We start from the raw sequence: 26,272 nt of genomic DNA, 5'->3' as shown, positions 1-26,272 counted from the left end.
GACAGCCCGGCTTCAAAGGGCGTGCGAACCGCGTCGACTGGCGAGAGCGGCCCTTCGGCGTGGGGGATTCGACGATGCGGCGAGCGGCTTTCACGCGATGGCGGCGCATCGGCGCCGACCGGCCGCTCATAGGTCAGCGTCGACGCCACCGTCCAGCGTCAGCTCTTGCAGCAGGGCCAGGAAGGCCCGCACGGCGGGGTTCGCCCTTCGACTTTCAGGCCAGAGGGCGGCGATGTTGTTCCGCTCGACGGCGAAATCGGACAGGATGGGGACCAATTCGCCGCGCGCCACATAGGGCGCCGCGATAAACGTCGCGAGCATGCCGATGCCGCCGCCGGCCGCGACAGCGGCGACCAGCGCTTCGCTGGCGTCCGCCATGATCCCTGACGGGGGAACGATCTCGATCTCCCGCTCGCCGATCCGAAACGGCCAGCGATAGGATTGCCCCGTGCTCTGGTAGCGCAGGTTGACGGTGTCGTGCCCCTCCAGGTCGTTCGGGCGCCCCGGCTCGCCCCGCTCGGCCAGATAGCCCGGCGATGCGAAGGCGCAGAGCCGATAGGGCACCAGCCGGCGCCACAGGAGCCGCGAATCCGCGGGCTCCCCGATCCGCACCGCGACATCGATGCCCTGCTCGACGATGTCGACGATCTGGTCGCTGAGCCGCAGATCGACCATGACGTCGGGATAGCGCCTGCGAAACGCAGGCAGGGCTGGTCCGATCAGATGGATGCCGATCGTCAGGGGCGCTGCGATCCGCAACGTGCCCGACGGCGCCGACCGGGCCATGATCGCGGCCTGCTCGATCTCCTCGGCGTCGCGCAACAGTCTGAGGGCGCGCTCGTGCAGGTCGCGGCCTTCCGGCGTCAGCGTCAGCGAGCGGGTCGTGCGGGTGAAGAGCGACACGCCCAGGCGCTGTTCAAGCCGTTGCACGCTTTTGCTCACCGCCGAAGGTGAGATGGAGAGCGAGCGGGCGGCGGCCGTATAGCTGCCCATCGACCCGGCCCGCGCGAAGGCGATCAGCCCGGTCAGCCTGTCCAGGCCGATCTGTTCCTTCATGGCATGATTAAAGCGACACAGGCCGGCATTATCAACCGAGTCCGCGCTGTCTATTTGTCGATCCTGATCGCATCGACGGTCTCGTCCCGAGAACGCGACGTTCAACACACCGATGCTCACAGCCGTCTCGCCGAGGCGGAGGGCTGGTCGAGCCATGAGGATCACGGAATGTCGGAAAAGACGATGAAGGCGATACGGCAACATGCGTTCGGCGGTCCGGAGGTGCTGCAATATGAGGATGCGCCGCAGCCCACCCTGCAGTCCGGCGAAGTGCTTGTCCGTGTTCATGCGGTCGGCCTCAATCCCCCTGACTGGTATCTGCGCGACGGGCTGAAGATACTGCCCCCGGAGTGGCGGCCGCCGGTGCAATTCCCGCTGATCCTGGGAACGGACATCTCGGGCCGCGTGGCGGAGATCGCGCCGGACGTCCAGGGGTTCGCGGTCGGCGACGAAGTCTATTCGATGGTGCGCTTTCCTACCGGGATGGGAGAGGCCTATGCCGAATATGTCAGCGTGCCGGTCTCCGATCTGGCGCACAAGCCGGCCGGGATCGATCATATCCATGCCGCCGCCGCGCCGATGTCGCTGCTGACGGCATGGCAATTCCTGATCGACGAAGGCCATGATGCGCCCAACCCGCTCCAGCCGGCCCCGCACGCGCCGGTTCCGCTCGAGGGGAAGACCGTGCTGGTCAACGGCGCGGCGGGCGGCGTCGGCCATTTTGCGGTGCAGATCGCCAAGTGGAAGGGCGCGCATGTGACCGCGGTCGCGTCGGGCCGGCATGAAGCCTTCCTGCGCGATCTCGGGGCCGATGCGTTCATCGACTATACCCAGGTCACGCCCGAAGACGTGGTGCACGATGTCGATCTCGTCGTCGACGCCATCGGCGGACCGACGACCGCCCGCTTCCTGCGAACGCTTAGGCGCGGCGGCGCGCTGTTCCCGATCTTCGGTCTTGGCGCCTCCGGCGGTGAAGAGGCGGAGCAGCGCGGCGTGACCGTCTCGACGACGCAGGTCCGTTCCAATGGCGCGCAGCTGGAAGAGGTCGGCCGCCTGCTGGATAACGCGACGATCCGCGTCGCGATCGACAGCGTCTTCCCGCTCGCCGACGCCCGCAAGGCGCACGAGCGCGCGGCCGAGGGCCACATCCGGGGCAAGATCGTGCTGACCGTGGACTGACCGGCGCTGAGGGCGGCGCGAGCCGGATGGTTCGTGTTCGCCCGGCCGTCTCCAGCGACAAACCAGGCCACGCTTCGCGGATTCCACCAAGTATCGACGACAACGGGGAAACGGCGGTTCGCTCAGGCAGTCGCCTCCTCGTCACGATGATCGGCGTCCCCGCGCTTCCAATAACCCGCCGCGTGAAGATTCTCGCGCGCGACCCGCCACTCCTGGACGGCGTGACGGCGAATGGCCTGGACGATGGACGATTCCGCCGCCACGAACACCAGCGTCTCGGGGCCCGGCGCCGACATCGCCCTGGCGGCCGCGACCAGTCTGCTGTTCGCGCCCCGACCGTCCCGGCAGAGCCATTGGAGGTTCATCGCCGCAGCGCTTTCGATCCGCTGCTCCTCCGCGCGATCCTCGATTTCGACGAAGACGTCGGCGCGCGTCGCCGCCGGCAGCGCCTCCAGGATGCTCGCCATCGCCGGCAGCGCCGTCTCGTCGCCGAACAGCAGATAGTGCGTGTGGTGCGGCTCCAGACGAACGCCGCCGCGCGGATGCGGCTCGCTGATCTCGAACCGGTCGCCCGCCTTCGCCTGCATGGCCCAGTTCGACGCCGGCCCGGCGTCTCCATGGACGACGAAATCCATGTCCAGCGCCCCGGTTACGGGATCGAAGCGCCGGACCGTATAGGCGCGTCCGCCGACGTCCGTCTCGCCGGGAACGAAGACCTTCAGCCATTGGGCCGGCAGCCCCTCGCGATAGGTCGTCAGGCGACGCCCGTCGATCGTGATCCTCCGCAGGCGCGGGGTGACGGACTGGACCTTCTCCACCGTAACGGCGTGCAGGGTGTAGGGCGGTCTGGCCATGAGGAACGCTTTCCTTTCTGCTGAAGGTCTAATATGTGAGCCATAACTCACATCGCCTACTCGCATTCCCAAGGCGCTTTCCATGATCGAGCAGCAACGGCCCTCTCCCCGAAAGCGGCCGAGACAAGCGCGCGCGCAGGAGACGGTCGCCGCCATCGTCGAGGCGACCGCTCGCATTCTGGAGGAGGACGGCCACCGTGCGTTCTCGACGAATGCGGTCGCGCGGCGGGCGGGGGTCAGCATCGGGTCGCTCTATCAATATTTCCCGGACAAGGACGCGCTGATCGGCGCCGTGGTCGCCCGGGAAGGTGATCGCTTGTTCGAGGCGGTGGAGACGGCCGCGTCCGTTCAGCCCGGCCAGGAAGCCATGGAGCGCCTGATCGACGCGGCCGTGGCGCATCAGTTCGGCCGTCCCGAACTCGCCCGGCTTTTGGATTTCGAGGAGGCGCGCCTGCCGTTCGACGCGGGCGTGCGCAGCCTCGACAAGCGCTTCAGGAGGCTGCTTGGCGAGATTCTCCATCGGGAGGACATGCCCCCGCAGGCGGATCCTCCAGCGGCCGCGCGCGACATCCTGGCGATCGTCAAGGGGATGGTGAACAGCGCCGGCGCCGAGGGCGAGCGCGACACATCCGGTCTGGCGCGGCGGGTGCGACGGGCGGTCTTCGGCTATCTGGAAACGGCATGATCCCCACGAGGGCTGGCACTGGCTGGCGACTGTCGATGACCGGAGTGTCGAACTTCACCACCATCATGGACCCGACGTTGAAACAGGACGGCCAGGGGTTCATTCTTGCGTCCCTGCTCTCTCTCTTTCTCGGCGCGGGAAACCGCGACAGTTCCGCCGGCGGCGTGGAGATGGCCTATTCCTGTTTCGCTTCGAATCCTCTGCATCGAAGACGACCCGATCGCGCAGCGTGAGATCGTCGCCGAACTGAGTCGCGCCGGATTTCTGGTCGAGGCGGTGGCCGACGGGGCCGAGGGGTTCAAACGCGCGTTGGAGGGCGACTATGCGGCGGTGACGCTCGACCGCAACCTCCCGAGCATGGACGGCCTCGAGGTCGTCCGGCGGTTGCGCGAAGAGGGGCGCGTGACGCCCGTCCTGATGATCAGCGCCTTCAGCGATGTCGATGACCGCGTCCGGGGCCTGCGCGCGGGCGGGGACGACTATCTGGCGAAGCCCTTCGCTTCCGAAGAGATGGCCGTCCGGGTCGAGAGCCTGATCCGTCGCCACGCGGCGGACTATCGCGAATCGTCTCTGACGATCGGTGATCTGGAGCTGGATTTCATCACCCGTTCGGTCCGGCGCGCGGGCGTGCCCATCGAGCTTCAGAATACCGAGTTTCGACTGTTGCGGTTTTTCATGCTGCATCCGAACGAACTGCTGACGCGCGCGGTCCTTTTCGAACAGGTCTGGAACTATCATTTCGACCCGAAGACCAATCTGATCGACGTCCATCTCGGTAGGCTGCGTCGAAAGCTGGACGGCGACGATGCGCCCAGCCGCATCGAGACCGTGCGGGGGAAGGGATTTGTGTTCCATGGCCGCTGAGGCGCGCGACTTCCAGGGCTCGCTGGCCCTGTGGCGGACCACTCCGTTTCGATTGCTCGCCATCCATGGGGCCGTCTTCCTGGCGGGCGTCCTAGCCCTGACGGGCGGCGCCTATTTCACGGCGGCGCGCTATCTGGGCGAACAAGGCGATCAGATCGTCATCGGCCAAGCGGCGGCCTTGCGCCGCCTGCCGCCCGAGACACTCGCCAATCAGGTCAGGCAAGCTCAAAGCGAGGATGTCCGCGAGGTCAGCCACTATGGACTCCTGGGCGCGGACGGGCGACCGATCGCCGGCGACGTCAAACGCATCCCCGTGACCCTGCCGTGGGATGGCATGCCTCACCCGCTGCACGACGGGGCGTTTCAGCCGGGCGCTCGCGGCCTGGTCGCAGTCCTGGATGACGGCCGCATTCTGTTCGTCGCCTATGACGCCAAAACGCTTTCCGGGGTTCGCGACATCCTCATCGCCTCGAGCCTGTGGGCGGCGGGCGGCATGATCATAATCGGTCTCATCCTGTCGGCGCTGACAGGGCTGGGACCAATCCGACGTGTCGCCCAGACGCGCAAGGCCGCTCAGCGCCTCAAGGACGGCGATCTTTCGGTGCGCTTTCCAGTGACGCGCCGGGGGGACGAGATCGACGCCCTGTCCGATGTGATCAACACCGTCATTCCCGAATTGGAGCGGTTGCTGCTGGAGGTGAAGAGCGTGGGCGACGCCGTGGCCCACGACCTCAAGACCCCGCTTAACCGATTGCGCGCCGATCTGCACCGCGCCCTGCAGATCTGGGAGCAGGGAAATCCCCGTGGAGAGGTCGCCGACGCCCTGGAGGCGACGGATGTTCTCCTCGGACGGTTCAAGGCGATCGAACGCATCGCCGAGGTGGATCGCCGCGATCGGCGTTCCGGCTTCGCCCCGTTCGAGGTGCGCCGACTGATCCTGGATATGGAGGAGATGTTCGCGCCGCTCGCCGAGGAGGCTGGCCTGCATTTCGAGGTCGAAACCCCGCTGCGCCTCGTCCTGGTCGCGGACCAGGAGTTGCTCGCCGAGGCCCTGTTCAATCTTCTCGACAACGCCGTGAAGTTCAACGAGGCGGGGAGTCGGGTGAAGCTTTTCGCCCGGATGCAGGGCGGGGACCTGTGGCTGGGCGTCGAGGACGACGGCCCTGGAGCGCCGGATTCCGACCTTCAGCAGATCACCCAACGCTTCTTCCGCAGCGCCCGGGACCGCGGGCGTCCCGGCGGCGGTCTCGGCCTATCGATCGTCGCTGCGGTGGCGCGACTGCACGCCTATGAACTCCGCCTCGAGAATCTGCGACCGGGGCTACGGGTCTCGCTGATTTGTCCGGACCCGGCGGCTCAGGGCGCGGCGGTTTCGGCGGACACGGTCATGGGCTTGCCGGCCTCCACCACATAGGTGGTGACGATCTCGGTCGGCTCGGGGCCGTTGCGGAAGCTGTGGGGCGTGTTGGGCGGGACCAAGGCCGCCGTTCCCGGCGTCAGGGTCTGGTCGGGGCGGCCTTCGATGCTCAGTACGCCGCCACCCGACAGGATGTAACCGGACTCGATACCGGGATGTTGGTGGCGCGGCGCCGAGCCGTTGGCCGGCACCGTCACTCGCATGATCATGGTCTCATAGCCGGCCGGGTAGGGCGTCCGCATGATTTCGACCTTGTTGCGGCCTTCGGCACCGGTCGGCGCGGCCTCCTGGGCGATCGCCGGGATGGCGGCGGCGGCGGCCAAGATCGAGAAAATGACGAGAGGCGTACGCATTTCAGGCTCGAGTCAATTGCGATCGCCATCGCGGCGACGCCTCAGTGAAACCTCTTCCCCGGTCGTCCGGCCATTAAATCCTTATTTAATTGCCGCCGGGCCTGGCCGTGGGGATTCACGGGCCTTGTCGCGCAGACCGTTCGCACGGTCCGCGCCTGTTTTCGAGAGACCGTTTCATGAGCCAGTCTTCGGACGCGCCGAGCCGCCTTCGTCTTCCCGCCGCCATCTTCTTCTGGATCTACGGCGGCCTGGCGGTGCTGACCGGCGCCGCCCTGACCTGGGGCGGCGTGCATCTGATCGCGCTTGGCGGCTCATGGTACTACGGCCTGGCCGGCGTGATGACGATGGCCGTCGGCGTCCTGCTGATCGCCAGACGTTTCGCCGGCGTGTGGCTTTACGCGGCCTTGGCGGCCGCCACCCTGGTCTGGGCGCTGATCGAAGCTGGTTTCGACGGGTGGGCCCTCATTCCCCGGCTGGACTGGCTGATCGTCATGGGACTGCTTCTCGCCGCCGGTTTCGCCCTGGCGCGCGAACGGCTGACAGGGTTCCGAGGGCGCGCCCATCTCATGCTCAGCGCCGGTCCCGCCGTCCTGGCTCTGGCGTTGATCCTCGCGCCCCTGGCTGTCGATCCTCACGTCGATCTCGCCGATCCCCACCTTGCCGCCGACCGCCCCGCCGCGCCGTTCAGCCGGATGGGCGTCGTCGCTCCCGACGGCAATGTCTCCGCCTCGAACACGGCGGCGAACTGGACGGGCTATGCAGGATCCAATCTCTCGAACCATTTCAGCCAGGCCGATCTGATCACGCCGGCCAACGTCGGCGGGCTCGTGCGGGCCTGGGAAGCCCACACGGGAGATCTGCCGGGGCCGGGCGTCACGACTGACTATCTGAACGAGAACACGCCGCTCATGATCGGGCGCACCCTCTATGTCTGCACCCCCACCCAGCAGGTCGTGGCCTATGACGCCGCCACGGGCGCGGAGAAGTGGCGCTTCAATCCTCAAGCCGACGCCAAGGCCCTGAAGACCGCCGGCGCCTACTGCCGCGGCGTGGCCTACTACAAGGCCCCGGCGGGCGTGACGGACTGCCCCGAACGCATCCTCTGGGGCGTCACCGGCGGTCGGCTCGCCGCTGTCGGCGCGCGCACCGGTCGGCTGTGCGCCGGCTTCGGCGAGAACGGCTATGTCGATCTCAAGAAAGGCATCGGCGATTTCACGCCCGGCTATTTCGGCAACACCTCCGCGCCGATCGTTTCACGGGGGCGGGTCATCATCGGCCACATGGTGCGGGACGGCCAGGACCGGTTCGCGCCGTCCGGCGTCGTCCGCGCCTATGACGCCGTGACCGGCCGGTTCAGCTGGGCCTGGGATCTGGGACGCCCCGGCGACACGAGCGAGCCGGGACCGAACGAACACTACACCCCGGGCACCCCGAACGTCTGGGCGCCGCTCGCCGCCGATGACGAACTCGGTCTCGTCTATCTTCCAACCGGCAACGCCTCGGGCGACTTCTTCGGATCCACCCGCACGCCGCAGGAGGAGGAATACACGTCTTCGATCGTGGCGGTGGAGGCCGAGACCGGGCGCGTGCGCTGGCATTTCCGCACGGTGAATCACGACCTGTGGGACTTCGACATCGGCCCCCAACCGAACCTGGTCGACTGGCCGACGAAGGGCGGGTCCCGACCGGCCGTGATCCAGGCGACCAAGTCGGGTCAAATCTTCGTCCTGGATCGCCGCACCGGCCAGCCGATCATGCCCGTCGTGCAGACCCCCGCGCCCCAGGGCGCCGATGGCGGCAACTGGACCGCGGCGACCCAGCCGATCTCGCCAGGCATGCCGATGACGGTCGGCGCACCCGGCAAGACCCCCGAACGGCTGACCGAGAGCGACGCCTGGGGGATCAGTCCGTTCGATCAGCTGATGTGCCGGGTTCAGTATCGGCGGCTGCGCTACGACGGCATGTTCACCCCGCCCATGGTCGGCGGCACCCTGGCCTATCCGGGCAATCACGGGGGCATCAACTGGGGCGGCGTCTCGGTCGATCTGCTGCGGGGGCTGATGGTGATCAACACCAATCGCCTGCCCTATGTGGAGCGCGTCATTCCGCGCGCCGAGATCGATGCGGCGGGGTCGAAGTCGCTGAACCAGAAGGGCTCGTCCAAGGGCTTGATGCCCCAGGTCGGACTGCCCGTGGGGGCGATGAAGGCTCCCTGGCTATCCGTCCTGGGCACGCCATGCATCGCGCCGCCCTGGGGCTATCTGGCCGGCGTCGATCTGCGGACCCAGGAGGTCGTATGGAAGCGGCCCTTCGGCTCGGGCTATGACACCGGCCCGCTCGGCATCAAGTCCCGGGTGCGGCTGCAGATGGGCACGCCCAGCGACTCCGGCGCCCTGACGACGGCGGGAGGCGTGACCATCATCGGCGCCACGCTGGACAATTTCATGCGCGCCTTCGACACCCAGAGCGGCGAAATGTTATGGGAAGAGCGCGTGCCTGCCGGTCCTCAGGGGGCTCCGCTGACTTACGAACTGGACGGCAAGCAATATGTCGTGGCGGTCGTGGGCGGCCATGCGCGCCTTGGAACGACGTTGGGCGACAGCGTGATCGCCTGGACCCTGCCGTCGCGCTGATCTTCAAGCATTGATCGAAAGGATATCGGCCATGGATCGTCGAACCCTTCTATTCTCGGCTGGCGCGGCGGCTCTCGTTGGCGGCGGGGCGGCGGCGCAGGCGTCCGAGCCCATTGCGACGTTGCGCAACGTCAGGATCGCCGGGCAGGCTGGCGAAGCTGTCGACCTGCGTTTGCGTGACGGCCGGATCGCTCAGATCGGCCGGTCGCTGCCGGCGAGCGACGGTCAGGACCTGGACTTGAGCGGCAAGTTCGTCTCGCCGGGCCTGATCTCCGCCCACTGCCACATCGGATCGGTCCAGGGCGTCTCGGTCGGCGCTCAGTTCTACACGAGGGAGAACATCGCCCGCCAACTGGGCGTCTACGCCGCCTATGGGGTGACGACCATCGCCTCGCTCGGACTGAATACAGACCTGTTCTACGCCATTCAGCGCGACGTGCGGACAGGCGCCATTCAGGGCGCGGATCTGTTCGGGGCCGATCGCGGCTTCGGCGTGCCGAATGGCGGCCCCCCGGCCCAGGCCACGTCCGCCCAACTCTTCCGTCCCGCTACTGAGGCCGAGGCGCGCGCAAATGTCCGGGAGAGCATCGAACGAGGCGCTGACTTCATCAAGCTTTGGCTCGACGACTTTCAGGGGGCCCATCTCGTCAAGATGGATCCTTCCATCTATCGCGCTATCATCGACGAGGCGCATAGAGGCGGCCGGAAGGTGATCGCGCACGTCTACTACCTCGAGGACGCCCGCGCCGTGCTGGAGGCCGGCGCCGACATCCTGGGCCATGGCGTCCGCGACCGGCCGGTGGACCAGGCCTTCATCGACCTGATGAAACGGCGCAAGGCCGCATGCATTCCCACCCTCGGTCTCGACGAGGCCTTCTATCTGTTCGCCGAACAGCCGGAGTTGCTTCAGACGCCGGCCCTTTCCGGCGCCCTTGATCCAGCGCTTCGAGCGCAGTTGTCGAACCTGCAATGGCGGGCGGGGACCCTGTCCAATCCGGCCTTGCCTCAATGGAAGGCCGCTTTTGCAACGAACAAGGCCAACGCGGCCGCCTTGCACCGGGCGGGCGTGACCTTGGCCTTCGGGGCGGATTCGGGCCCCATGCCTTTGCGCATTCCGGGCTTCGCGGAACACCGCGAACTCGCGCTGCTGGTCGAGGCCGGGCTGTCGCCGCGCGAAGCGATGACGATCGCGACCGAGGGGACCGCCTCTGTGATGGGTCTGGCGGATCGCGGTCGAATTCAGACGGGGATGCTGGCGGACCTCATCGTCCTTCCCGCCGACCCCTTCGCAGATGTTCGGACGATCGATCGGATCGAGGCGGTCTATCGTCTCGGCCGGCGTGTCGTCGCCACGCCCCGGGCGAGCTAGACGTTGGGCCGCCCGAGTCGCATCTTCAGACCGAGATGGTCCGAGGCTTAAACTGCGGTTGAGCTTTGCGGCTTCTCGGCGGACGCCGCTCGCAGTCCCGGGGTTTTCCGGTAGGTCGCCAGTGCCTGACCGACCACCTGGTCCATGTTGTAGTATCGGTAGGTCGCCAGCCGGCCCACGAAAACGACATCCGGCTCGGCGGCGGCCAGCGCCTCATACTTCTTGAAAAGCGCCTGGTTCTCCTCGCGCGGGATCGGATAGTAGGGGTCGCCGTCGGCCGCTGGATACTCGTAAGTCAAACTGGTCGCGTCATGGCGTTGGCCGGTAAGATGCTTGTATTCGGTGATCCGCGTGTAGGGCGTCGCCTCGTCCGGAAAGTTCACGGTCGCGACCGGTTGGACCCACGGCTGGTCCAGGGTCTGGTGGCGGAACCGCAGGGAGCGATAGGGCAGTTTTCCGTAACGGAAGTCGAAATATTCGTCGATCGGCCCAGTATAGACGAGTTGGTCATAGGCGACCTCGGCCATCACCTCGCGGAACTCGACACCTGTCCGAACGTCGATGTTGGGATGGTCGAGCATGCGTTCGAACATCCTTGTGTAACCCTCCAGCGGCATGGCCTGAAAGGCGTCGGTGAAATAGCGGTCGTCCGTATCGGTTCGGGTCGGAACCCGCGAGGTGACGGACTTGTCGAGGTCCGAAGGGTCCAGGCCCCACTGCTTGCGGGTGTAGCCCCGGAAGAAGGTCTCGTAGAGGTCCCGGCCGATCGCCGAGACCACCACGTCCTCCGAAGTGCGCACGATCGGCACAGGCTCGGCGCGCGTCGCGAGGAAGGTCGCCGCCGCCTCGTCCGTCTGCAGATCCAGGTCGTAGAGTCGGTTCAGGGTGGTGCGGTTGATCGGCATGGGGACGAGCATTTCCCCGATCTGGGCGAGGACGCGATGCTCATACGGACGCCAGCGCGTGAACCGTGACAGATAGGCGAAGACGTCGACCGAATTGGTATGGAAGATGTGCGGGCCGTATTCGTGGATCATGATCCCCGCCGCATCGAGGTGATCGAAGGCGTTGCCGCCGATGTGAGGCCGGCGATCGACGACGAGGACGCGCTTGCCCGCGTCCGCCGCCAGCCTTTCGGCCATCACCGCTCCGGCAAAGCCGGCGCCGACCACCAGGACATCGTAACGTCCGCTTGCACCCCGGGCGGGTCTGGCTCGCCTCTGCGCTCCTTTGGCCGCCCGCTGCGCCTGAACCCGGTCCAACTGGGCCGACATGCGCAGCAGCGTCTGATCCCACGACAGGTCGGCGAGCGCCTCGTCGACGTCGTCGAGCCAGGCGCCCGCTCCGCTTCGCGCCAGGGCGACGGCCTCGTCGCAGGCGGCGACAAAAGCCGCTGACGTGCCGGCGATCCAAACCGCCGAGAGGTCGCCGTAATGCCGCTCGACATCCCGGATCGGCGTCGACACCACGGGGCGTCCGCCGGCGAGGTATTCCGGCGTCTTGGTCGGGCTGATGAACCGGGTCGATTCATTGATGGCGAACGGCATCAGCGCCACGTCCCAGGTCGAAAGAGCGGCGGGCAGATCGTCATAGTCTCGCGGTCCGACGTATTCGATATTGTCGCGGCGCGGCAGGTCGGCTTCCGAAATCTTGACCACGGGGCCGACCATGACCAGCGTCCAGTCCGGCCGGGCGTCGGCGAGGTCTGCGATCAGCTCCAGATCCATCCGTTCGTCGATGACGCCGTAGAAGCCTAGCCGGGGACGGTCGCCGGTTCCCGCAGGCACGTCGCGAGCCTGGGCGAAATGGGTTCGGTCCACGCTGGAGGGAAACGGATGGATGTCGGGGTGGAGGTGCCGCTTCGCCTCGAATAGGCTGTAGCCCCCGGTGAACATCAGGTCCGCCGTGGCGATCAATTCCTGCTCCAGCGGACGCAGGCCTGACGGCGCGAAGCGGAAATTAGCCAGTTCGTCCATGCAGTCATAGACGACCAAGGAGGCATCGATATGCCGCGAAATCGGCAGCATCATCGGCGTGTAATACCATAGGATGGGATCGGCCACGTTCCAGGCGGCGAGCAGATCGTCGAGCAGACTGCGGAGGAGAGCCTGCAGGTCGTCCCCGGACAGGCCGTGCGGCGTGCGGGGGGTGACGACGACAACACCGCTTTGCGGACAGGGGCGCGCATCCATCCGGGCCTTTTCCCCCGGCCCCACCGGCGTCGGCTCCTCGACATAGAAGACAGGCCGATCGGCGGCGAAGCGCGTCATAAGATGTTGCGGGCGTTGAAAGACGAAGTCCCAGCGCAGGTGGGACAGGCAGACGATGGGCGAAGCCATACCGGTTCGGCGGGGCAGGGGAACGACGCGAGCGTCAGCGGCCGGGGACGACGGGGTGTTCGACGAGGGGGGCATGGGCGGCTTCCGGGCGTGACTAGGCGACAAGGGGTTGGGGAATGCAGAGCGGAGCGGTCGACGGCAGGGCAAGCCGGTCGGGGCGGTCCCACCACCCCGGCTGAAGATCGGCGGCAGGGGGTCCGCCCGAGGCGAGGCGGCGTACGGCGGTCCCCAGCGGCGTCTCGGGGACTCCCGGCGCGGCGGCGTCGAACACACCGGCTTCGTAACGGCCGTCGTCCTCGGTCAGCAGGCGGTCCCAGCCGACCGCGCCGAGCAGGGACCAGACGGTCACGGCCTCCACGGGCACGCCGGCTTCACGCGCCGCCAAGGCGGCGCGCCAGCACTGGTTCAACCAGACGGCCTGTTGCTCTGGATCGCAGCCCAGATGGCATTCGGTCACGGCGACCGGCAGGCCGTAACGGGCGTGCAGCGTTTCAAGGTTCCGCCGCCAGCCGGGGGTCCAGTCCGGCAGGGCGCGAACCGATTCGGTGTCGGCATAGGCCATCCGCCCATTGCCGCCGCGCAAGTTCGGCGGGTAGCGATCGATCCGGTGGTCAAGGAAGCGGTCGCTAGTGACATAATAATTCAGTCCGATGACGTCCGGCGGGGTGGGGGCGCCCGCCAAGGCGAGCAGCCGCGACGTCAATCCGAAGGCGGCGAGGCGCGCATACAGCGGATGACCGGGGCCGACCCGCCCGCAAAGCAAATCCCACGTCATCAGCCGGCGGTCGTTATCGAAAGCGGCCTGGGCCGCGCAGGGCGGGGTGGCGTCCGTCCGCCCGAAATCCTCGGTTTGAATGAGGCGGGCCTGCGGAACGACGCGCCGGATCGCCCGCATGGCCAGGCCTGTCGCCTCGATCTGGGTCAGCAGGGCGTTCCAGAACGCGGCTTCATCCCGAAGCCCGGGATGCCAGAGGCCGTAAAGGCAACTGAACCGCGCGGTCGTCAGCGGTTCGTTCACCGGCGTCCAGTCCGTCACCCAGGGATAGCGCTCAGCCACCCGGGCGGCATGGGCGGCTAGCCCCTCAGCAAACGAGGGCTGGGTCAGGTCGGTCCAGGTCGGGCCCGAGCCGTGGTGGATCAGTCCCACGATGGGGCGCACGTCAAGGGCCCGCAGGCGCAGCATGACAGCGTCCGTCCAGCGCCAGTCTAGGATACCGGGCGCCGTTTCCACCTTCTCCCAAAGCACGGCGACCCGGAGCGCCCGCAGGCCGAGGGCTGCGAAACGGTCCAGGTCATCGAGGCGGTTCTCATGGCCCGTGAGCTTGAGTTGATCGTAGGTCCGGTCGCCGACACGATTGACCGTGCACTCCGCGCCGCCCCAGAGGTCGAGCCCCGCCATGCTCAAGCGGCTGCGCCGATGGTGCGGTCGAAGCCGAACCGCGGTGCCTTGCGCCAAGCCATGGCCGTCGTAACGATCTCGTCCAGAGAGGATTGTTCGGCGCGCCATCCCAGCAGCCGTCCGGCGCGGGAGGGGTCCGCGACGAGCGCGGCGGGATCGCCCTCGCGGCGCGGGCCGATCGAATAGGGCGTCGCGCGCCCCGTCGCGCGATCGATGGCCCCGACGACATCGAGCACCGAATGGCCGGCGCCGGAGCCCAGGTTGATCGCCTCGAAGCCGTTGGGGCTAAGGGGCGCGGTCAGCGCCAGGACGTGAGCCCGGGCCAGGTCGCAGACATGGACGAAGTCGCGCAGGCATCCGCCGTCAGGGGTGGGATAGTCCGCACCATGGATCGTGAGCGCCGGTCCCAGGCCCAGCGCCGCCTCGATGGCGAGCGGGATGAGATGGCTTTCGCAAGCATGGGCCTCCCCCAGTTCGCCCGAGGGGTCGGCGCCGGCGGCGTTGAAATAGCGCAGCGCCACACCTTCCAGACCATAGGCCCGAGCATGGGCGGCGATCAGCCGCTCGGCGGCGAGTTTGCTTTCGCCATAGGGATTAATGGGAGCCGTGACCTCGTCTTCGTCGAGACGGCCGAGATCGTCGGCGACGGGCTGGCCATAGACCGCAGCGGTCGATGAAAACACCACTCGCCTGACCCCGGTCTGCCTCATCGCGCCCAACACCGCCGCGACCCCGTTCAGGTTGACGTCCCAAAACAGGTCTGGCGCGATCACCGATCGGGCGACCTCGATCAATCCGGCGAAATGGATCACCGCATCGACCTCGAAGAGTTTCATGACCTCGGCGAGGCGTGCCTGGTCCCGAACGTCGCCCTGGATCGACGATCCCCAGCGGACGGCGTCCCGGTGGCCGTTGCTGAAATCGTCATAGACGATAGGCCGCAGGCCGGACTGCGCCAGCGCCTTTGCGGTGTGCGAACCGATATAGCCGGCTCCGCCAGTGACCAGGACGGTCTTGAGGGTCATGAAACATCTCTCCGCATACGAAGAGAAGAAGACAACTTCCTCATCCGTTCCAAAAGTCGCCTAGCGGTCTTTTTGGCCCGCTGGCTTGTATGTGCTCGGCCCAGCAAAATTCTGATAGACGCTGCTGTCAGGGTGAGCACCCGGCCCGACGCCCCGCTGTAATCTTCGTGCGCAGCGAACCGCGTTAAATGGGAAGCGGATGGAAAACTCCGCCGCGTGAACCGTCTCCAAGGGCGCGAGTTGAAGGCGAATGTCGACTGATGATCCACAAACCTGTCGTCGCGCGCTTCGGGAGATCGGAGAGATCGCCGCCGTGGCGCGCTTGCCCGATACCCAGATGACGGACCGGGAAGCGCTGGAATCCATTTCCGCGATCGCCGAATGGGTGGACGAAGAGACATCGGGCGCTCAGCCGGATTGCGGCAGCATCATCCAACGCCTCAATACCCTGACGGCTGACATCGACTTCGACGCCCTGACGGATGGGGAGGCGCTCGTCCTTTTCAGGACGGTCCTTGAAGCGCTCCGCCGGGTCTGACGCCAGATGGGACTCCGCTCAGGTGAAAACGTCGCCTAGACGACTTTCGGAACAGGCGGTCAGAGGGGCCGGTTAGCGCTTGGTCATAACCGGAGCGGCCCAAATGTTCATGCACAACAAACGTCTTATGTACACGGTCCGGGTCGCCGAGCCGAACCCCGGCCTGGCGACCTTGATGCTGGAGCAATTCGGGGGACCGCAGGGCGAACTGGCTGCGGCGATGCGCTATTTCACCCAGGCCCTGGCGGAGGAGGATCCGGGCCGCAAGGACATGCTGCTGGATATCGCGACCGAGGAACTGAGTCATCTCGAGGTCATCGGCTCCATCGTCGCCATGCTGAACCGCGGCGCAAAGGGCAAGATGGCCGAGGCGGCGCTGGAGGAGGCCGATCTCTATCTTTCGCTGAATGACCGCGGGGAAAGCCACACCACGTCGATCCTGTACGGCGGCGCGCCGGCGTTGGTGAATTCGGCCGGGACGCCCTGGACCGCCGCCTATGTGGATTCGATCGGCGATCCCACGTGCGACCTGCGCTCCAACATCGCGGCGGAATCGCGCGCTAAGATCGTCTATGAACGGCTGATCAACGTGACGGACGACGTCGGGATCAAGGATGCGCTGGCCTTCTTGATGACACGCGAGGTCGCGCACCAGAAATCCTTCGAAAAGGCGCTCTACGCCATCGAGCCGAACTTCCCGGCCGGAAAGCTGGGCGGGCTGCCCGAGTTCAGCGACAAATACTACGACCTCTCGCGCGGCGAAGGCGATGCGCGCGGGCCCTGGAATGAAGGCGAACAATGGGAGTTCGTGGACGATCCCGACCTTCAGTCGGCGGTCGATGGGGGAGACGGAACCGCGAGCGTGGACCTGGACAAGGCGGACAGAGCGGCGGTTGCGGCCTTCGCGGAGCGGACCGCGTCGAACCCGGCCAGCAACCCTGTGACGGGCGCCGACCTCGGGGCCGGTCCCGGCGCGGGCAAGACCACGCAACTGGCGGAATAGGCGCGATTGGTCGACCTGATGCCGCGATTCTTCTTCCACCTGCGGGATCACCGTTTCACGCCCGACGAGATCGGGGAGGAATTCCCGGACGTCGGGGCCGCCGGCCGGGAAGCGCTGCGGGTCGCCGCAGACATGTTGCGCGACATGGACGAGCTTTCCGGCCGGGCGGATCTCGCCGTCGTCTGCACCGACGCTGCGGGCGAGGTGGTGTCGGCCGTCTGCGTATCGCAGCCGCCGGTCGAGGACGCCGGCGCCTTGCTGGCCGGCTGGCGCGAGCAGGCGGGACGACCATGTCGGGAAGGACCGCCGGCGTTTATGTGAACGACGATCTCGCGCAACGGCTGCGCCGCCCGAGCGTTGCAGGGCAGGTCAGGGCGCGAGGGCGTGAAGTGGACAGGCTTGTCGAGAAACTGCGTCGACGGGACGATCTAAGCCGCGAGGAAGAGGCCGCGCTCCGTGAGGTTCTCGGCGAAACCCAGATCGCCGCCGCCGGGACGGACATCATTCGCGAGGGCGATCGCCCCGAGTACAGCACCCTGCTGATCGAAGGTCTCACCGCGCGATACGTGACGCTGGGCGATGGCGGACGTCAGATCACCGAACTGAACGTCAGCGGCGATTTCATCGATCTGCACAGCTTCGTTATGAAACATATGGATCATGGGGTGATGGCCTTGACGGACTGCGTGATCCAGCCGGCGCCGCACGTCGCGCTGAGGCGGCTGACGGAAAACCATCCCCACCTTTCGCGGCTGCTCTGGCTCGACACGGTGATCGACGCGGCCATCCACCGTCAGTGTATCGCCTCCATGGGTCGGCGCAGCGCCCTGGCCCACATGGCGCATCTGCTGTGCGAACTGTGCACGAGGCTGGCCGTCGTCGGCGCCGCGCCGGATCGGGCGTTCGATCTTCCCCTGTCGCAGTCTGTCCTTGCCGATGTTCTCGGCCTTTCGACGGTGCATGTGAACCGGCTGATCTCGGAACTTCGCACCCGGCGGCTGCTTAACTGGGCGCAGGGAAGGGTCGTCGTTCTCGATTGGGACCGGCTGGTGGAACTGGCCGAATTCGATCCTGTATATCTGAGACTTCAGTCCGAGCCCGTGTGATCTCGCCGAAGCGACGCACGGTGAAGCCGTTCACCTATGTGAATGCGCAGCTGTCGAAGAAATCCCATGGTGCGGCATGACAGAGGCTCCCCTGCTGGCTTCCGCCGCGCCGATCACTGCCGAACGCCGACTTTCGGACCCGGCCGCAGGGGGCGAACCCACACAGGTCGCCGAACAGACCTTGCAGCTGTGGCGGGCTTTTGCGCCGTTGCCGCCGGAACGACGGCGCTGGGCGCTGGCGAAGGGTCGGGTGGAGGTTGCGGCTGCGGGCCAAGGGTTGGCCGTCAGCGACGAGGTCGCCGTGGTGGTCGCCGGCGTCTTGTGCGTCCATGTCGGCGGCTCGGGGCTGTCGTCGGACATTCTGGGACCCGGCGACGTCTTCTCCACGGGGTCCGGCCGGCAGGTCGCGGGGAACTGGATCACCGACGGACTGGTCTATCGGACATCGCTGGCCGACTGGACTGAGACGGCTGGCGTGGACGGTCTGTCTCACCTGCTCGAAGCGGTCGACCGGAGCAAGGTCCGCCTCGAGCGAGGTCTGCGGTGCGCATCCCGGCATCGTGCGACCGAGCGCGTCGCAGACCTGCTGTGCGCCCTGCATGACGTGACAGGCCTGACCACGGCCCCGCTGTCCCAGGAACGCCTGGGCGTGATGCTCGGCCTGCGTCGCACCACCGTCAATGCGTCGTGCCGCGCCCTTCACGACGCCGGTCTGACCCGCACGGCGCGCGGCCAGATTCGTCTGACCAGCATCGACGCCTTGAGAAGCACGGCTTGCGGCTGTCGCCGCATGGCGCAGTCATCCTGACGGCCGATCGTGAATCTGATCCGCTGACGGAACCGTTTGCGTAGTTTCGTCAGCGGATCCGGTTCAGGCTTAGGCGTGCGGCTTGAGGACGACCTTCGTCCATTCGTTCGGATTGTCGTGGAAGTTCTTGTAGGCCTCCGGCGCCTGTTCCAGCGGCAGGCGGTGGCTGATCAGGTCGGTCGTGTCGATCTTGCCCTCGAGCACCAGTTGAAGCAGTTCGGGCAGGTATTTCTGGACGTGAGTCTGGCCGGTCTTGATCGTCAGGCCCTTCTGCATCATCGCCCCGATCGGCAGCTTGTCGCCGATGCCGCCATAGACGCCGGGGATGGAGACGCGGCCGCCCTTGCGACAGGCCATCAGGGTCTCGCGCAGCACATGCTGGCGATCGGTGCCCAGCTTGGTCTCCTGCTTCACCGCGTCGATGATATTGTCGGGCGAAAAGCCGTGCGCCTCCATGCCGACGGCGTCGACGCAGGCGTCCGGCCCGATCCCGGCGGTCATCTCCATCAGGGCCTCGCGCACCTTGACCTCATGATAGTCGAGGACCTCCGCGCCGTTGGCGCGGGCCAGTTCCAGACGACGCGGATGGTGGTCGATGGCGATGATCCGCGCGGCGCCCATCAGCCTGGCGCTCTTGATGGCGAACAGGCCGACAGGCCCGCAGCCCCAGATGGCGACCGTGTCGCCCGGCTCGATGCCCGCATTCTCGGCGGCCATCCAGCCTGTGGGGAAGATGTCGGAAAGGAAGAGCACCCGCTCGTCCTCGATCCCGTCCGGCACGACGATCGGCCCGATGTCGGAATAGGGGACGCGGACATATTCGGCCTGACCGCCGGCGTAGCCTCCCGTCAGGTGCGAGTAGCCGAACAGGCCGGCTGTAGGATAGCCATAGGCGATTTCCGAGGCGTCGGACTTGTCGGCGGGGTTGGAGTTGTCGCAGGCGGAAAACTGATGCTTGCCGCAATGGAAGCAGGAGCCGCAGGCGATCACGAAGGGGACGACCACCTTCTGGCCGACCTTCAGGCGGGTGTTCCCTCTCCCGACCTCGATGACCTCGCCCATGAATTCGTGGCCCAGTATGTCGCCGTTCGACATGCCGGGGATGACGCTGTCGTAGAGGTGCAGGTCCGATCCGCAGATGGCGGTGGCCGTTATCTTGATGATCGCGTCTCGCGGGTTGACGATCTGCGGATCGGGGACGGTGTCCACTTGAACATTGTGTTTTCCGTGCCAGGTCAAGGCGCGCATGGGGTTTCCTCCGGGATCAGAAATGGCGGTCGGCGCGGGGCGCAGCGTCGGGCGCTTTCGAAGTCGGGATCTCACCCGTCTCCATCAGTTGTTTGAAGCGGCGCAGCTCCCGCCAGGCCTGCACCCGGGGCTCGCGCTGAAGCACCTTGGCGACCAGCTTGCCGACGGCGCCGGCGGGCGGGTCGTAGCTGATGAGCACGCGGACCTCCGTGCCCCGACCGAAGGGGTTGTCGCGGAACTCGACCCAGCCCTCGTGGTCGACATCGCTTTCCTCGGTCGATCGCCAGGCGATGTATTCTCCCGGGCGTTCCTCGGTGATCTCGCTGGCGAGTTCCATGTCGACGCCGGCCGGGCCGGCCACGGTCCAGCTTGAGCGTTTCTCATCGAGAATTTCCACGGATTTCACATTTTCCATGAAGCTCGGGAGGTTGGCGAAGTCCCGCCAGTAGGCGTAGAGCGCGTCCCGCGGTCGATTGATCATGACGGCGCGTACGCTGGTCGCGTCATATGCGCCCTCTACCCGATCGTCATCGGTGAAGGCCGGGCTCTGCACGTCGGCGTGGGTGGATAGGGGTTCGGACATAACTAGGATTCCTGAACTGTCTGAGGGGTGTCTGAGCCGCAGGCCGGGCGGCGCGCCTCGAAATCGAAGCGGTCTCCGCTCGACAGGACGTGGGTCTTGACGTCGAAGATCGACAGGGCGCGATCAGCCTTGGCCTCGGCGATGTTGGAGTGGGTCGCCGCCTCTCCATCGCCCATATGGACGGCGCCCGAACCGATCACCCGCCCGGCGCAGCGCTCGACGAGCAGGGCGGTGTCCTCGTCGATGTCGGCGAAATCCAGGCCGATGACCCCTGCGGCCCGGCGGGCGATCAGATTGGCGGTGGCGCGCAGGATCACGGTCTGCCCGGATGACGGCCTGGCGTCGGGCGTCAGTCCCTGGCGCGTCAGGACGTCGAGCGCCGCCGCGTCGTCGAAGCGTAGGCGGGTCATCACCGCTTCTGGCCCTCGCCACGCCAACTGCCTGGTCGTCGAGGCCGCAAAGTCCATCGATAGCCCTGATTCATCGCCGAACCCTTCATCGGAAGTGGAACAATCCTTCGATGGACCAACGGTTCCAGTGTCCGATTTGCGACTCGTCATCATCGGCAACAATCGGAAAACACTCGGGAACTTGCTCTCTCTCTTTCTCTTTCTCTTTCTCTTTCTTTCTCGTCGACTGGTTCGAGGCCGGACGTGGATCGGCGCGGAACGATTGGGGGGCTGTCGCCCTGGATAGGCGTGGCGGCTCGCTGCGGCGACCTCGACCGGGGGCGTCTACGGCCGCGCCAGGACGGGTCGGGGACCGGTCCCTTGAACTGTTGCAAACCGGACAGACGGAACCGAGGCGGCGCTGCGGTCTTGAGTGTCGAAACCCCCGGAGCATTCATGTCGCTGATCGATAAGGCCCTTGCCGCCATCACGCCCCAGCCGTCCGCCGAAAAGCGGGCAGAGGCCACCGAAAACGCCCGAGCCGTCGCATCGCGAGGCGATTGGCTGTCCGCAGTTCTCGACCATCACGATCAGATTCGGGAAGCCTTCGCCGTCGGTCGTGCAGCAAGGACGGCGGCCGAACGGACAGCGGCCATGAAGGCCTTGGCCCTGGTCCTCAATGGTCATTCGTTGGCCTAGGAACTGGTGCTCTATCCCGCGCTCGCCCAGGCGGGCGAAAAGGCCCATGCCGCGCATGCCTATCTGGAGCAGACGACGGCGAAAGCGCAGATGGCCGAACTCGAAAACATCGCGCCTTCGAAAACCGCCTGGATGGACAAGTGGGAACACATCGAGGGCGCGGTTCTGACCCATATGTTCGAGGAGGAGAGCGATTGGTTCCTCACCCTCAAGGACAAGGCGGAACAGCCGACGCGCCTGACCGAGCGCTATCTTGAAGAGTTCCACCGCTACGCCGGCGCGGCTTGAGGTCGGTCTGACGTCGTCTGGCCGCCCGCCGTTCTACCTGTCTGAGCCCGATCACCGCCCTGCTATCCATTACGGCGCCCGGATCGGGATACGAAGAGCTGCGGAAACGCCGTGGCGCTTCACCCAGGCGGGTTCGCCCTGGCGAAGCCGCAGGATCGGCGGGATCGGGTCGCGCTGAGAATGTGAGGTCGCCCGACATTCTCCTTGCCACCCCGGCCGCTGCGTCGCACTAGACCGGCCCGATGTCAGTAAACTCAATGATCCGACTGGAAGGCGTGACCCGCCGGTTTCGCACCGCCGCCGGGGAGCGCACGGCCCTGGATGCGGTCGATCTGTCCGTCACGGCAGGCGAGGTGTTCGGGGTGGTGGGCCGCTCCGGCGCCGGCAAGTCGACCCTGGTGCGGACCATCAATCTGCTGGAACGGCCCGACGCCGGCCGTGTCTGGGTGGGCGACCAGGACCTGATGGGGTTGAAACCGGCGGCACTGCGCGCCGCACGCCGTCGCATCGGCATGATCTTCCAGCATTTCAACCTGCTGCACAGCCGCACCATTCGCGACAACGTCGCCCTGCCTCTGGTGCTGGAAGGCCGCCCCCGCGACCTGATCGCCAGACGGGTCGATGAGTTGATGGAGCGGCTGGGTCTGGCGGAGCACGCCCGTAAATACCCCGCCCAACTGTCCGGCGGCCAGAAGCAGCGCGTCGGCATCGCCCGCGCCCTGGCCTGCGAACCGTCGATCCTGCTGTGCGACGAGGCGACCAGCGCGCTCGATCCCGAGACGACCGAGGACATCCTGTCCCTGCTGGACCGGCTGAACCGCGACCTGGGTCTGACCCTGGTGCTGATCACCCACGAAATGGAGGTGGTGCGCCGTGTCTGCGACAAGGTGGCGGTGATGGAGGGGGGGCGGATCGTCGAGACGGGCGCTACCGCCGATGTCTTCCTTAATCCTGGCGCCCCGGCGACGCGCAGCCTGCTGGCCGAGGGCGAAGCCCGCACGGCGACGCCGCGCCCTGTCGGCGGCATGGTCGCGCGTCTTGTCTTCCGTGGCCAGCAGACCTTCCAGCCGGTGCTAAGCCGCGTTTCGCGCGAAACCGGCGTCGATCACGCCATCCTGGCCGGCCGCATCGGCCGGTTCCGTGATCAGCCCTATGGTCAGCTGGAGATTTCGTTGCTGGGCGGCGATCCGCAGGCGGCGATCGAACGGCTCAGGGCCGAGGGCGTCGAGGTGGAGGTGATGGGCTGATGTTCGGTTCCAATATCGACTGGACCATCGTCGCCGAGGCCGCCGGCGACACAATGCTGATGCTGGTCGCGTCTCTGGCGATCACGATCGTCCTGGGCCTGCCGCTGGGTGTGGCCCTCTACGCCACCGGGCGCGGGCGAATATTGGAGAACCGCATCCTCAACGCCATTTTGTCCTTTGTGGTCAATGTGCTCCGCTCGGTGCCCTTCATCATACTGCTGATCGTCATGCTCCCCGTGACGGTGCTGCTGGTCGGCACGTCGTTGGGCGTAGCCGGGGCCATTCCGCCCCTCGTGGTCGGCGCCGCGCCCTTCTATGCGCGCCTGGTCGAGACGGCCCTCAGGGAGGTGGAGCGCGGCATGATCGAGGCGACCCAGGCCATGGGCGGCACGACGTGGCAGATCGTGCGCCGGGTGCTGCTGCCCGAGGCGCTGCCGGGCCTGATCGCCGGCGCCACCGTCACCGCCATCGCCTTGGTCGGCTACACGGCCATGGCCGGGGTCGTGGGGGCGGGCGGTCTGGGCGACCTGGCCATCCGCTTCGGCTATCAGCGGTTCCAGACCGACGTCATGGTGGTGACGGTAGTTCTGCTGCTCGTCATCGTACAAATTCTGCAAGTGCTCGGCGACCGTTGGGTGGCTAGGTTATCGCACCGCTAGGTCGAAGGTTTTCCCATGCTGCGCCGCTCCGTTTTCCTGTCCGCCCTGGCTCTGGCCCTGGTTCCCGCCTTGGCCGCCTGCGGGCGCCAGGCGGCGGACGGCAAGGGGCCGCTGAAAGTCGGCGCGACCGCCGTGCCGCACGCCGAGATCCTGGAACAGGTGAAGCCGATCCTGGCCAAGGAAGGGATCGACTTGCAGATCGTCGTCTTCAACGACTACGTCCAGCCCAACACTCAACTGGCCGAGAAGCGGCTGGACGCCAACTATTTCCAGACCAAGCCCTATCTGGACGAGTTCAACGCCGGTCGCGGCGCGAACCTGGTCACGGTCGCCGGCGTCCATGTCGAGCCGCTCGGCGCCTATTCCCGCAAGCACGGGACCCTGGCGGCCCTTCCGCACGGCGCCGAGATCGCCCTGCCGAACGATGCATCCAACACCGGCCGCTCATTGTTGCTGTTGCAGGCGGCGCGCCTGATTGCCCTGAAGAAGGGCGCCGATCCGTTGCAGACGGTGGCGGACATCGCGGGCAATCCCAAGGGGTTCCGTTTCCGCGAACTGGAGGCGGCCACCCTGCCGCGCGTTCTGGACCAGGTCGATCTGGCGGTGATCAACACCAACTACGCGCTGGACGCCGGCCTCAGCCCCCGCAACGACGCCCTGACGCTGGAGGGCGGCGACAGCCCCTATGTGAACTATCTCGTCGCCCGCGCCGACAACCGCGACGATCCGCGCATCAGGGCTCTGGCCGCCGCCCTCACCAGCCAGACGATCAAGGACTACATCAACCGCACCTACGCAGGCGCCGTCGTCCCGGCCCGATGAAGGTCCGGCCAGAACTGGCGAACGCCCTGCGCCATCTTGCCGGTCACTGCCAGCTAGGCCATCGTGGCATGTGTCAGTTGGGTGACACACTGTGCGAAAACCTCATGTCGAACCTTTCGCGCTGGAGTATCGGCGTTTTCGACATTGTCGTCTTCGAAAGCCCCGTGCCAACCTTCGGCCATGGGGGTATCCGACGAAAGGGCGCTGTGGCTGGCGAGCAAGGTGATGCCGCATGAGCCTGCGGTGCGGGCATGGTTGCGGCGGGGCGCGGCTGGAGCGGATGTCGACGACATCATTCAGGACGCCTATGCCCGACTAGTGACCTTGCCGGAAGTCAGCGGCATTGCGAACGTTCGCGCCTACTTTTTCCGCACCGCCCGTTCCGCGGCCGTCGACCGGCTGCGGCGTCAGAGCGTGGTGGCCATCGACGTGGTCGCAGACATCGACAGGTTGCAGATACCGCTTGACGCCGTCACGCCCGAGGACGAGGTCGTCGGACGAAACGAGCTGCAATTGCTGGCGCGAATGATCGCCAAACTGCCTGAAAAGACGCGCAGAATTTTCCTGCTCAGTCGGGTTTCCGGCCTTTCCCAGAAGGAAATCTCGCGCAAAACCGGCACGCCGGAAAGCACGGTGGAAAAACACATCGCCAAGGCCTTCGTTCTGTTGATGGCCGCCTACGCCGATGGAGGATATGATGCCCCCGGTGCGTCAAGGATGCGCGATGCACGTGACAGGCGAAGGATTCATGTCGGAGACGGAAACGGCTGAGGTGATCGACCAGCGGGCCGCCTCATGGGCGGCGCGGCTGGATCGCGCGCCGCTGACCGAGACCGAGCGGAAGGAATTGGACGCCTGGATAGGGGGCGACACCCGTCGTCTGGGCGCATTCGCCCGAGCCCGCGCGGTGGCCGTGCACAGCCGAAGGGCGGTCGCTCTGGGCGAAGCGCCTTGCGCTTCGGCGCAACCCCCTGTCGCCTCGCGGCGCGCCTTGCTGGCGGCCAGCGTCGCGGTCGTTTCGCTGGGCGGAGCCGGCTTGGCCGCCGCCTATTGGCGGCGGTCCCAGCGTTTGGAGACCATGCGGGGCGAAATCCGTTCCGTGGTTTTGGATGACGGCAGCATCGTCAGCCTGAACACGCTGTCGCGTGTCAGCGTCAGGTTTTCTCGTGATGTGCGCGAGGTCGTGATGATGTTCGGCGAGGTGTTGTTCGAAGTGGCGGGCGCCGACCGGCCCTTCGTGATCCGGGCGGCTGGCGCGACAATGACCACGCAAACGGGCCTTTTTCTTCTGAAAAGGCTGGATCAGTCGCCGTTGCAGATCACGACGCTTAAAGGAGCCTTGAACATCGTGTCGGGGCGCCATCAGAAGCTGGAATTGGCCGAGAACCGAACTCTGGCCGTCGGCGGCTTCGCCGTTCAGCACGCGCTTCAGCCAGGCCGGGTCGATGATCGCCGGGCGCAAGGTCTTCTGGCTTGGCGCGAAGGCAAGGTAGCCTTTCATGACGACACCCTGGCCGCCGCCGCCGCCGAGTTTTCTCGTTTTCGAGGCGCGCCGATCCAGTTCGACGGCGAGCAGATCGCTCAGATGCGCATCACGGGTTTATTCGAGGCCAACGATTCAGCCGCCTTCGCCAGAGCCGTCGCTCATAGTCTGAATTTGCGAGCGGAGATCGGCCCTGAGAGAATTCTGCTAAGCAAGGCCTGAAAAT

The 26,272-nt window shown here is 66.4% G+C and carries 27 protein-coding genes; 18 read left to right on the top strand and 9 right to left on the bottom strand.

Annotated elements, in window-relative coordinates; translation table 11 throughout:
- Positions 1-126 precede the first annotated feature (126 nt).
- Entirely contained in the window at positions 127-1,176 is a 1,050-nt protein-coding gene (locus tag AC0L6G_RS06310; protein WP_293827858.1) for a LysR family transcriptional regulator, read from the bottom strand.
- Positions 1,177-1,224: 48 nt separating this feature from the next.
- Here AC0L6G_RS06310 and AC0L6G_RS06305 point away from each other — a divergent pair, with 48 nt between their 5' ends.
- Positions 1,225-2,235 (top strand): NADP-dependent oxidoreductase, encoded by a 1,011-nt coding sequence (locus tag AC0L6G_RS06305; RefSeq protein ID WP_293827860.1) that lies wholly within the window; start codon positions 1,225-1,227, stop codon positions 2,233-2,235.
- A gap of 122 nt (positions 2,236-2,357) precedes the next feature.
- Here AC0L6G_RS06305 and AC0L6G_RS06300 read toward each other — a convergent pair whose 3' ends face one another.
- On the bottom strand, positions 2,358-3,089 hold the full coding sequence (locus tag AC0L6G_RS06300; RefSeq protein WP_293827862.1) for a siderophore-interacting protein: 732 nt from the start codon (positions 3,087-3,089) through the stop codon (positions 2,358-2,360).
- Between the two features lie 82 nt (positions 3,090-3,171).
- Here AC0L6G_RS06300 and AC0L6G_RS06295 point away from each other — a divergent pair, with 82 nt between their 5' ends.
- From AC0L6G_RS06295 to AC0L6G_RS06285, 3 genes are all read left to right on the top strand, one after another.
- Positions 3,172-3,774, top strand: a complete 603-nt coding sequence (locus AC0L6G_RS06295) for a TetR/AcrR family transcriptional regulator (RefSeq protein WP_293827864.1) — start codon at positions 3,172-3,174, stop codon at positions 3,772-3,774.
- 177 nt (positions 3,775-3,951) lie between these two features.
- On the top strand, positions 3,952-4,638 hold the full coding sequence (locus AC0L6G_RS06290) for a response regulator transcription factor (RefSeq protein WP_473253217.1): 687 nt from the start codon (positions 3,952-3,954) through the stop codon (positions 4,636-4,638).
- A complete protein-coding gene (locus tag AC0L6G_RS06285) occupies positions 4,628-6,052 on the top strand; it encodes a sensor histidine kinase (protein WP_293827866.1) in 1,425 nt (474 codons plus the stop codon). Before AC0L6G_RS06290 ends, AC0L6G_RS06285 begins: the two co-directional genes overlap by 11 nt.
- Here the strand turns inward: AC0L6G_RS06285 and AC0L6G_RS06280 are convergent.
- The gene (locus tag AC0L6G_RS06280; protein WP_293827868.1) at positions 5,995-6,408 is read right to left on the bottom strand and encodes a cupin domain-containing protein; all 414 of its coding nucleotides are present in this window, start codon (positions 6,406-6,408) and stop codon (positions 5,995-5,997) included. The genes AC0L6G_RS06285 and AC0L6G_RS06280 overlap by 58 nt on opposite strands.
- 176 nt (positions 6,409-6,584) lie before the next feature.
- On the opposite strand from AC0L6G_RS06280, the gene AC0L6G_RS06275 reads away from it, so the two are divergent.
- Positions 6,585-9,041 (top strand): membrane-bound PQQ-dependent dehydrogenase, glucose/quinate/shikimate family, encoded by a 2,457-nt coding sequence (locus AC0L6G_RS06275; protein ID WP_473253004.1) that lies wholly within the window; start codon positions 6,585-6,587, stop codon positions 9,039-9,041.
- Between the two features lie 31 nt (positions 9,042-9,072).
- The gene (locus AC0L6G_RS06270) at positions 9,073-10,410 is read left to right on the top strand and encodes an amidohydrolase family protein (RefSeq protein WP_293827872.1); all 1,338 of its coding nucleotides are present in this window, start codon (positions 9,073-9,075) and stop codon (positions 10,408-10,410) included.
- Between the two features lie 47 nt (positions 10,411-10,457).
- On the opposite strand, the gene glf is transcribed toward AC0L6G_RS06270, so the two are convergent.
- From glf to galE, 3 genes are all read right to left on the bottom strand, one after another.
- Positions 10,458-12,749, bottom strand: a complete 2,292-nt coding sequence (gene glf, locus AC0L6G_RS06265; RefSeq protein WP_293827874.1) for a UDP-galactopyranose mutase — start codon at positions 12,747-12,749, stop codon at positions 10,458-10,460.
- 94 nt (positions 12,750-12,843) lie between these two features.
- Positions 12,844-14,148, bottom strand: coding sequence for a glycoside hydrolase family 1 protein (locus AC0L6G_RS06260; RefSeq protein ID WP_293827876.1), 1,305 nt, complete (start codon positions 14,146-14,148; stop codon positions 12,844-12,846).
- A gap of 2 nt (positions 14,149-14,150) precedes the next feature.
- Positions 14,151-15,173 (bottom strand): UDP-glucose 4-epimerase GalE, encoded by a 1,023-nt coding sequence (galE, locus tag AC0L6G_RS06255; protein WP_473253003.1) that lies wholly within the window; start codon positions 15,171-15,173, stop codon positions 14,151-14,153.
- A 250-nt stretch (positions 15,174-15,423) separates the two neighbouring features.
- Here galE and AC0L6G_RS06250 point away from each other — a divergent pair, with 250 nt between their 5' ends.
- The 5 genes from AC0L6G_RS06250 (at position 15,424) to AC0L6G_RS06230 (ending at position 18,628) form a co-directional block, all read left to right on the top strand.
- Positions 15,424-15,711: a hypothetical protein gene (locus AC0L6G_RS06250; RefSeq protein WP_293827914.1), complete on the top strand. Its 288-nt coding sequence runs from the start codon at positions 15,424-15,426 to the stop codon at positions 15,709-15,711.
- 103 nt (positions 15,712-15,814) lie between these two features.
- Positions 15,815-16,714 carry a manganese catalase family protein gene (locus AC0L6G_RS06245; protein ID WP_291535974.1) on the top strand — a complete coding sequence of 300 codons (900 nt, stop codon included), beginning with the start codon at positions 15,815-15,817 and terminating at the stop codon, positions 16,712-16,714.
- Positions 16,715-16,720: 6 nt separating this feature from the next.
- Positions 16,721-17,035 (top strand): DUF6894 family protein, encoded by a 315-nt coding sequence (locus tag AC0L6G_RS06240; RefSeq protein WP_291535976.1) that lies wholly within the window; start codon positions 16,721-16,723, stop codon positions 17,033-17,035.
- 68 nt (positions 17,036-17,103) lie between these two features.
- Complete coding sequence (locus tag AC0L6G_RS06235; RefSeq protein WP_473253002.1) at positions 17,104-17,820, top strand: Crp/Fnr family transcriptional regulator; 717 nt, start codon at positions 17,104-17,106, stop codon at positions 17,818-17,820.
- A 76-nt stretch (positions 17,821-17,896) separates the two neighbouring features.
- Positions 17,897-18,628 (top strand): Crp/Fnr family transcriptional regulator, encoded by a 732-nt coding sequence (locus AC0L6G_RS06230; protein ID WP_293827917.1) that lies wholly within the window; start codon positions 17,897-17,899, stop codon positions 18,626-18,628.
- A gap of 69 nt (positions 18,629-18,697) precedes the next feature.
- Here the strand turns inward: AC0L6G_RS06230 and AC0L6G_RS06225 are convergent, their stop codons facing one another.
- From AC0L6G_RS06225 to AC0L6G_RS06215, 3 genes are read right to left on the bottom strand one after another with little or no spacing between them, the layout of a single operon-like run.
- Positions 18,698-19,876: a zinc-dependent alcohol dehydrogenase gene (locus tag AC0L6G_RS06225; protein WP_293827919.1), complete on the bottom strand. Its 1,179-nt coding sequence runs from the start codon at positions 19,874-19,876 to the stop codon at positions 18,698-18,700.
- Positions 19,877-19,892: 16 nt separating this feature from the next.
- Positions 19,893-20,459 (bottom strand): SRPBCC family protein, encoded by a 567-nt coding sequence (locus AC0L6G_RS06220; protein WP_473253001.1) that lies wholly within the window; start codon positions 20,457-20,459, stop codon positions 19,893-19,895.
- Between the two features lie 2 nt (positions 20,460-20,461).
- Positions 20,462-20,869 (bottom strand): type 1 glutamine amidotransferase family protein, encoded by a 408-nt coding sequence (locus AC0L6G_RS06215; protein WP_293827922.1) that lies wholly within the window; start codon positions 20,867-20,869, stop codon positions 20,462-20,464.
- A 435-nt stretch (positions 20,870-21,304) separates the two neighbouring features.
- Between AC0L6G_RS06215 and AC0L6G_RS06210 the strand changes: the two genes are divergently transcribed.
- The 7 genes from AC0L6G_RS06210 (at position 21,305) to AC0L6G_RS06180 (ending at position 26,268) form a co-directional block, all read left to right on the top strand.
- A complete protein-coding gene (locus AC0L6G_RS06210) occupies positions 21,305-21,547 on the top strand; it encodes a hypothetical protein (protein WP_473253000.1) in 243 nt (80 codons plus the stop codon).
- 6 nt (positions 21,548-21,553) lie between these two features.
- Positions 21,554-21,835: a hypothetical protein gene (locus AC0L6G_RS06205; protein ID WP_473252999.1), complete on the top strand. Its 282-nt coding sequence runs from the start codon at positions 21,554-21,556 to the stop codon at positions 21,833-21,835.
- 257 nt (positions 21,836-22,092) lie between these two features.
- Positions 22,093-23,082: a methionine ABC transporter ATP-binding protein gene (locus AC0L6G_RS06200; protein WP_293827925.1), complete on the top strand. Its 990-nt coding sequence runs from the start codon at positions 22,093-22,095 to the stop codon at positions 23,080-23,082.
- The gene (locus AC0L6G_RS06195) at positions 23,082-23,741 is read left to right on the top strand and encodes a methionine ABC transporter permease (protein ID WP_293827927.1); all 660 of its coding nucleotides are present in this window, start codon (positions 23,082-23,084) and stop codon (positions 23,739-23,741) included. The genes AC0L6G_RS06200 and AC0L6G_RS06195 overlap by 1 nt, the downstream gene beginning before the upstream one ends.
- A 15-nt stretch (positions 23,742-23,756) precedes the next feature.
- Entirely contained in the window at positions 23,757-24,563 is an 807-nt protein-coding gene (locus tag AC0L6G_RS06190; protein ID WP_293827929.1) for a MetQ/NlpA family ABC transporter substrate-binding protein, read from the top strand.
- Positions 24,564-24,743: 180 nt separating this feature from the next.
- Positions 24,744-25,334, top strand: a complete 591-nt coding sequence (locus tag AC0L6G_RS06185; protein ID WP_293827931.1) for an RNA polymerase sigma factor — start codon at positions 24,744-24,746, stop codon at positions 25,332-25,334.
- Between the two features lie 265 nt (positions 25,335-25,599).
- Positions 25,600-26,268 carry a FecR family protein gene (locus tag AC0L6G_RS06180; protein WP_293827933.1) on the top strand — a complete coding sequence of 223 codons (669 nt, stop codon included), beginning with the start codon at positions 25,600-25,602 and terminating at the stop codon, positions 26,266-26,268.
- The last annotated feature ends 4 nt before the right edge of the window (positions 26,269-26,272 follow it).

The sequence above is a fragment of the Brevundimonas sp. D3-1P genome (assembly GCF_055809335.1).
Note: the sequence above shows the minus strand (reverse complement) of the source record. Positions and strands in the feature narration are given on the sequence as shown.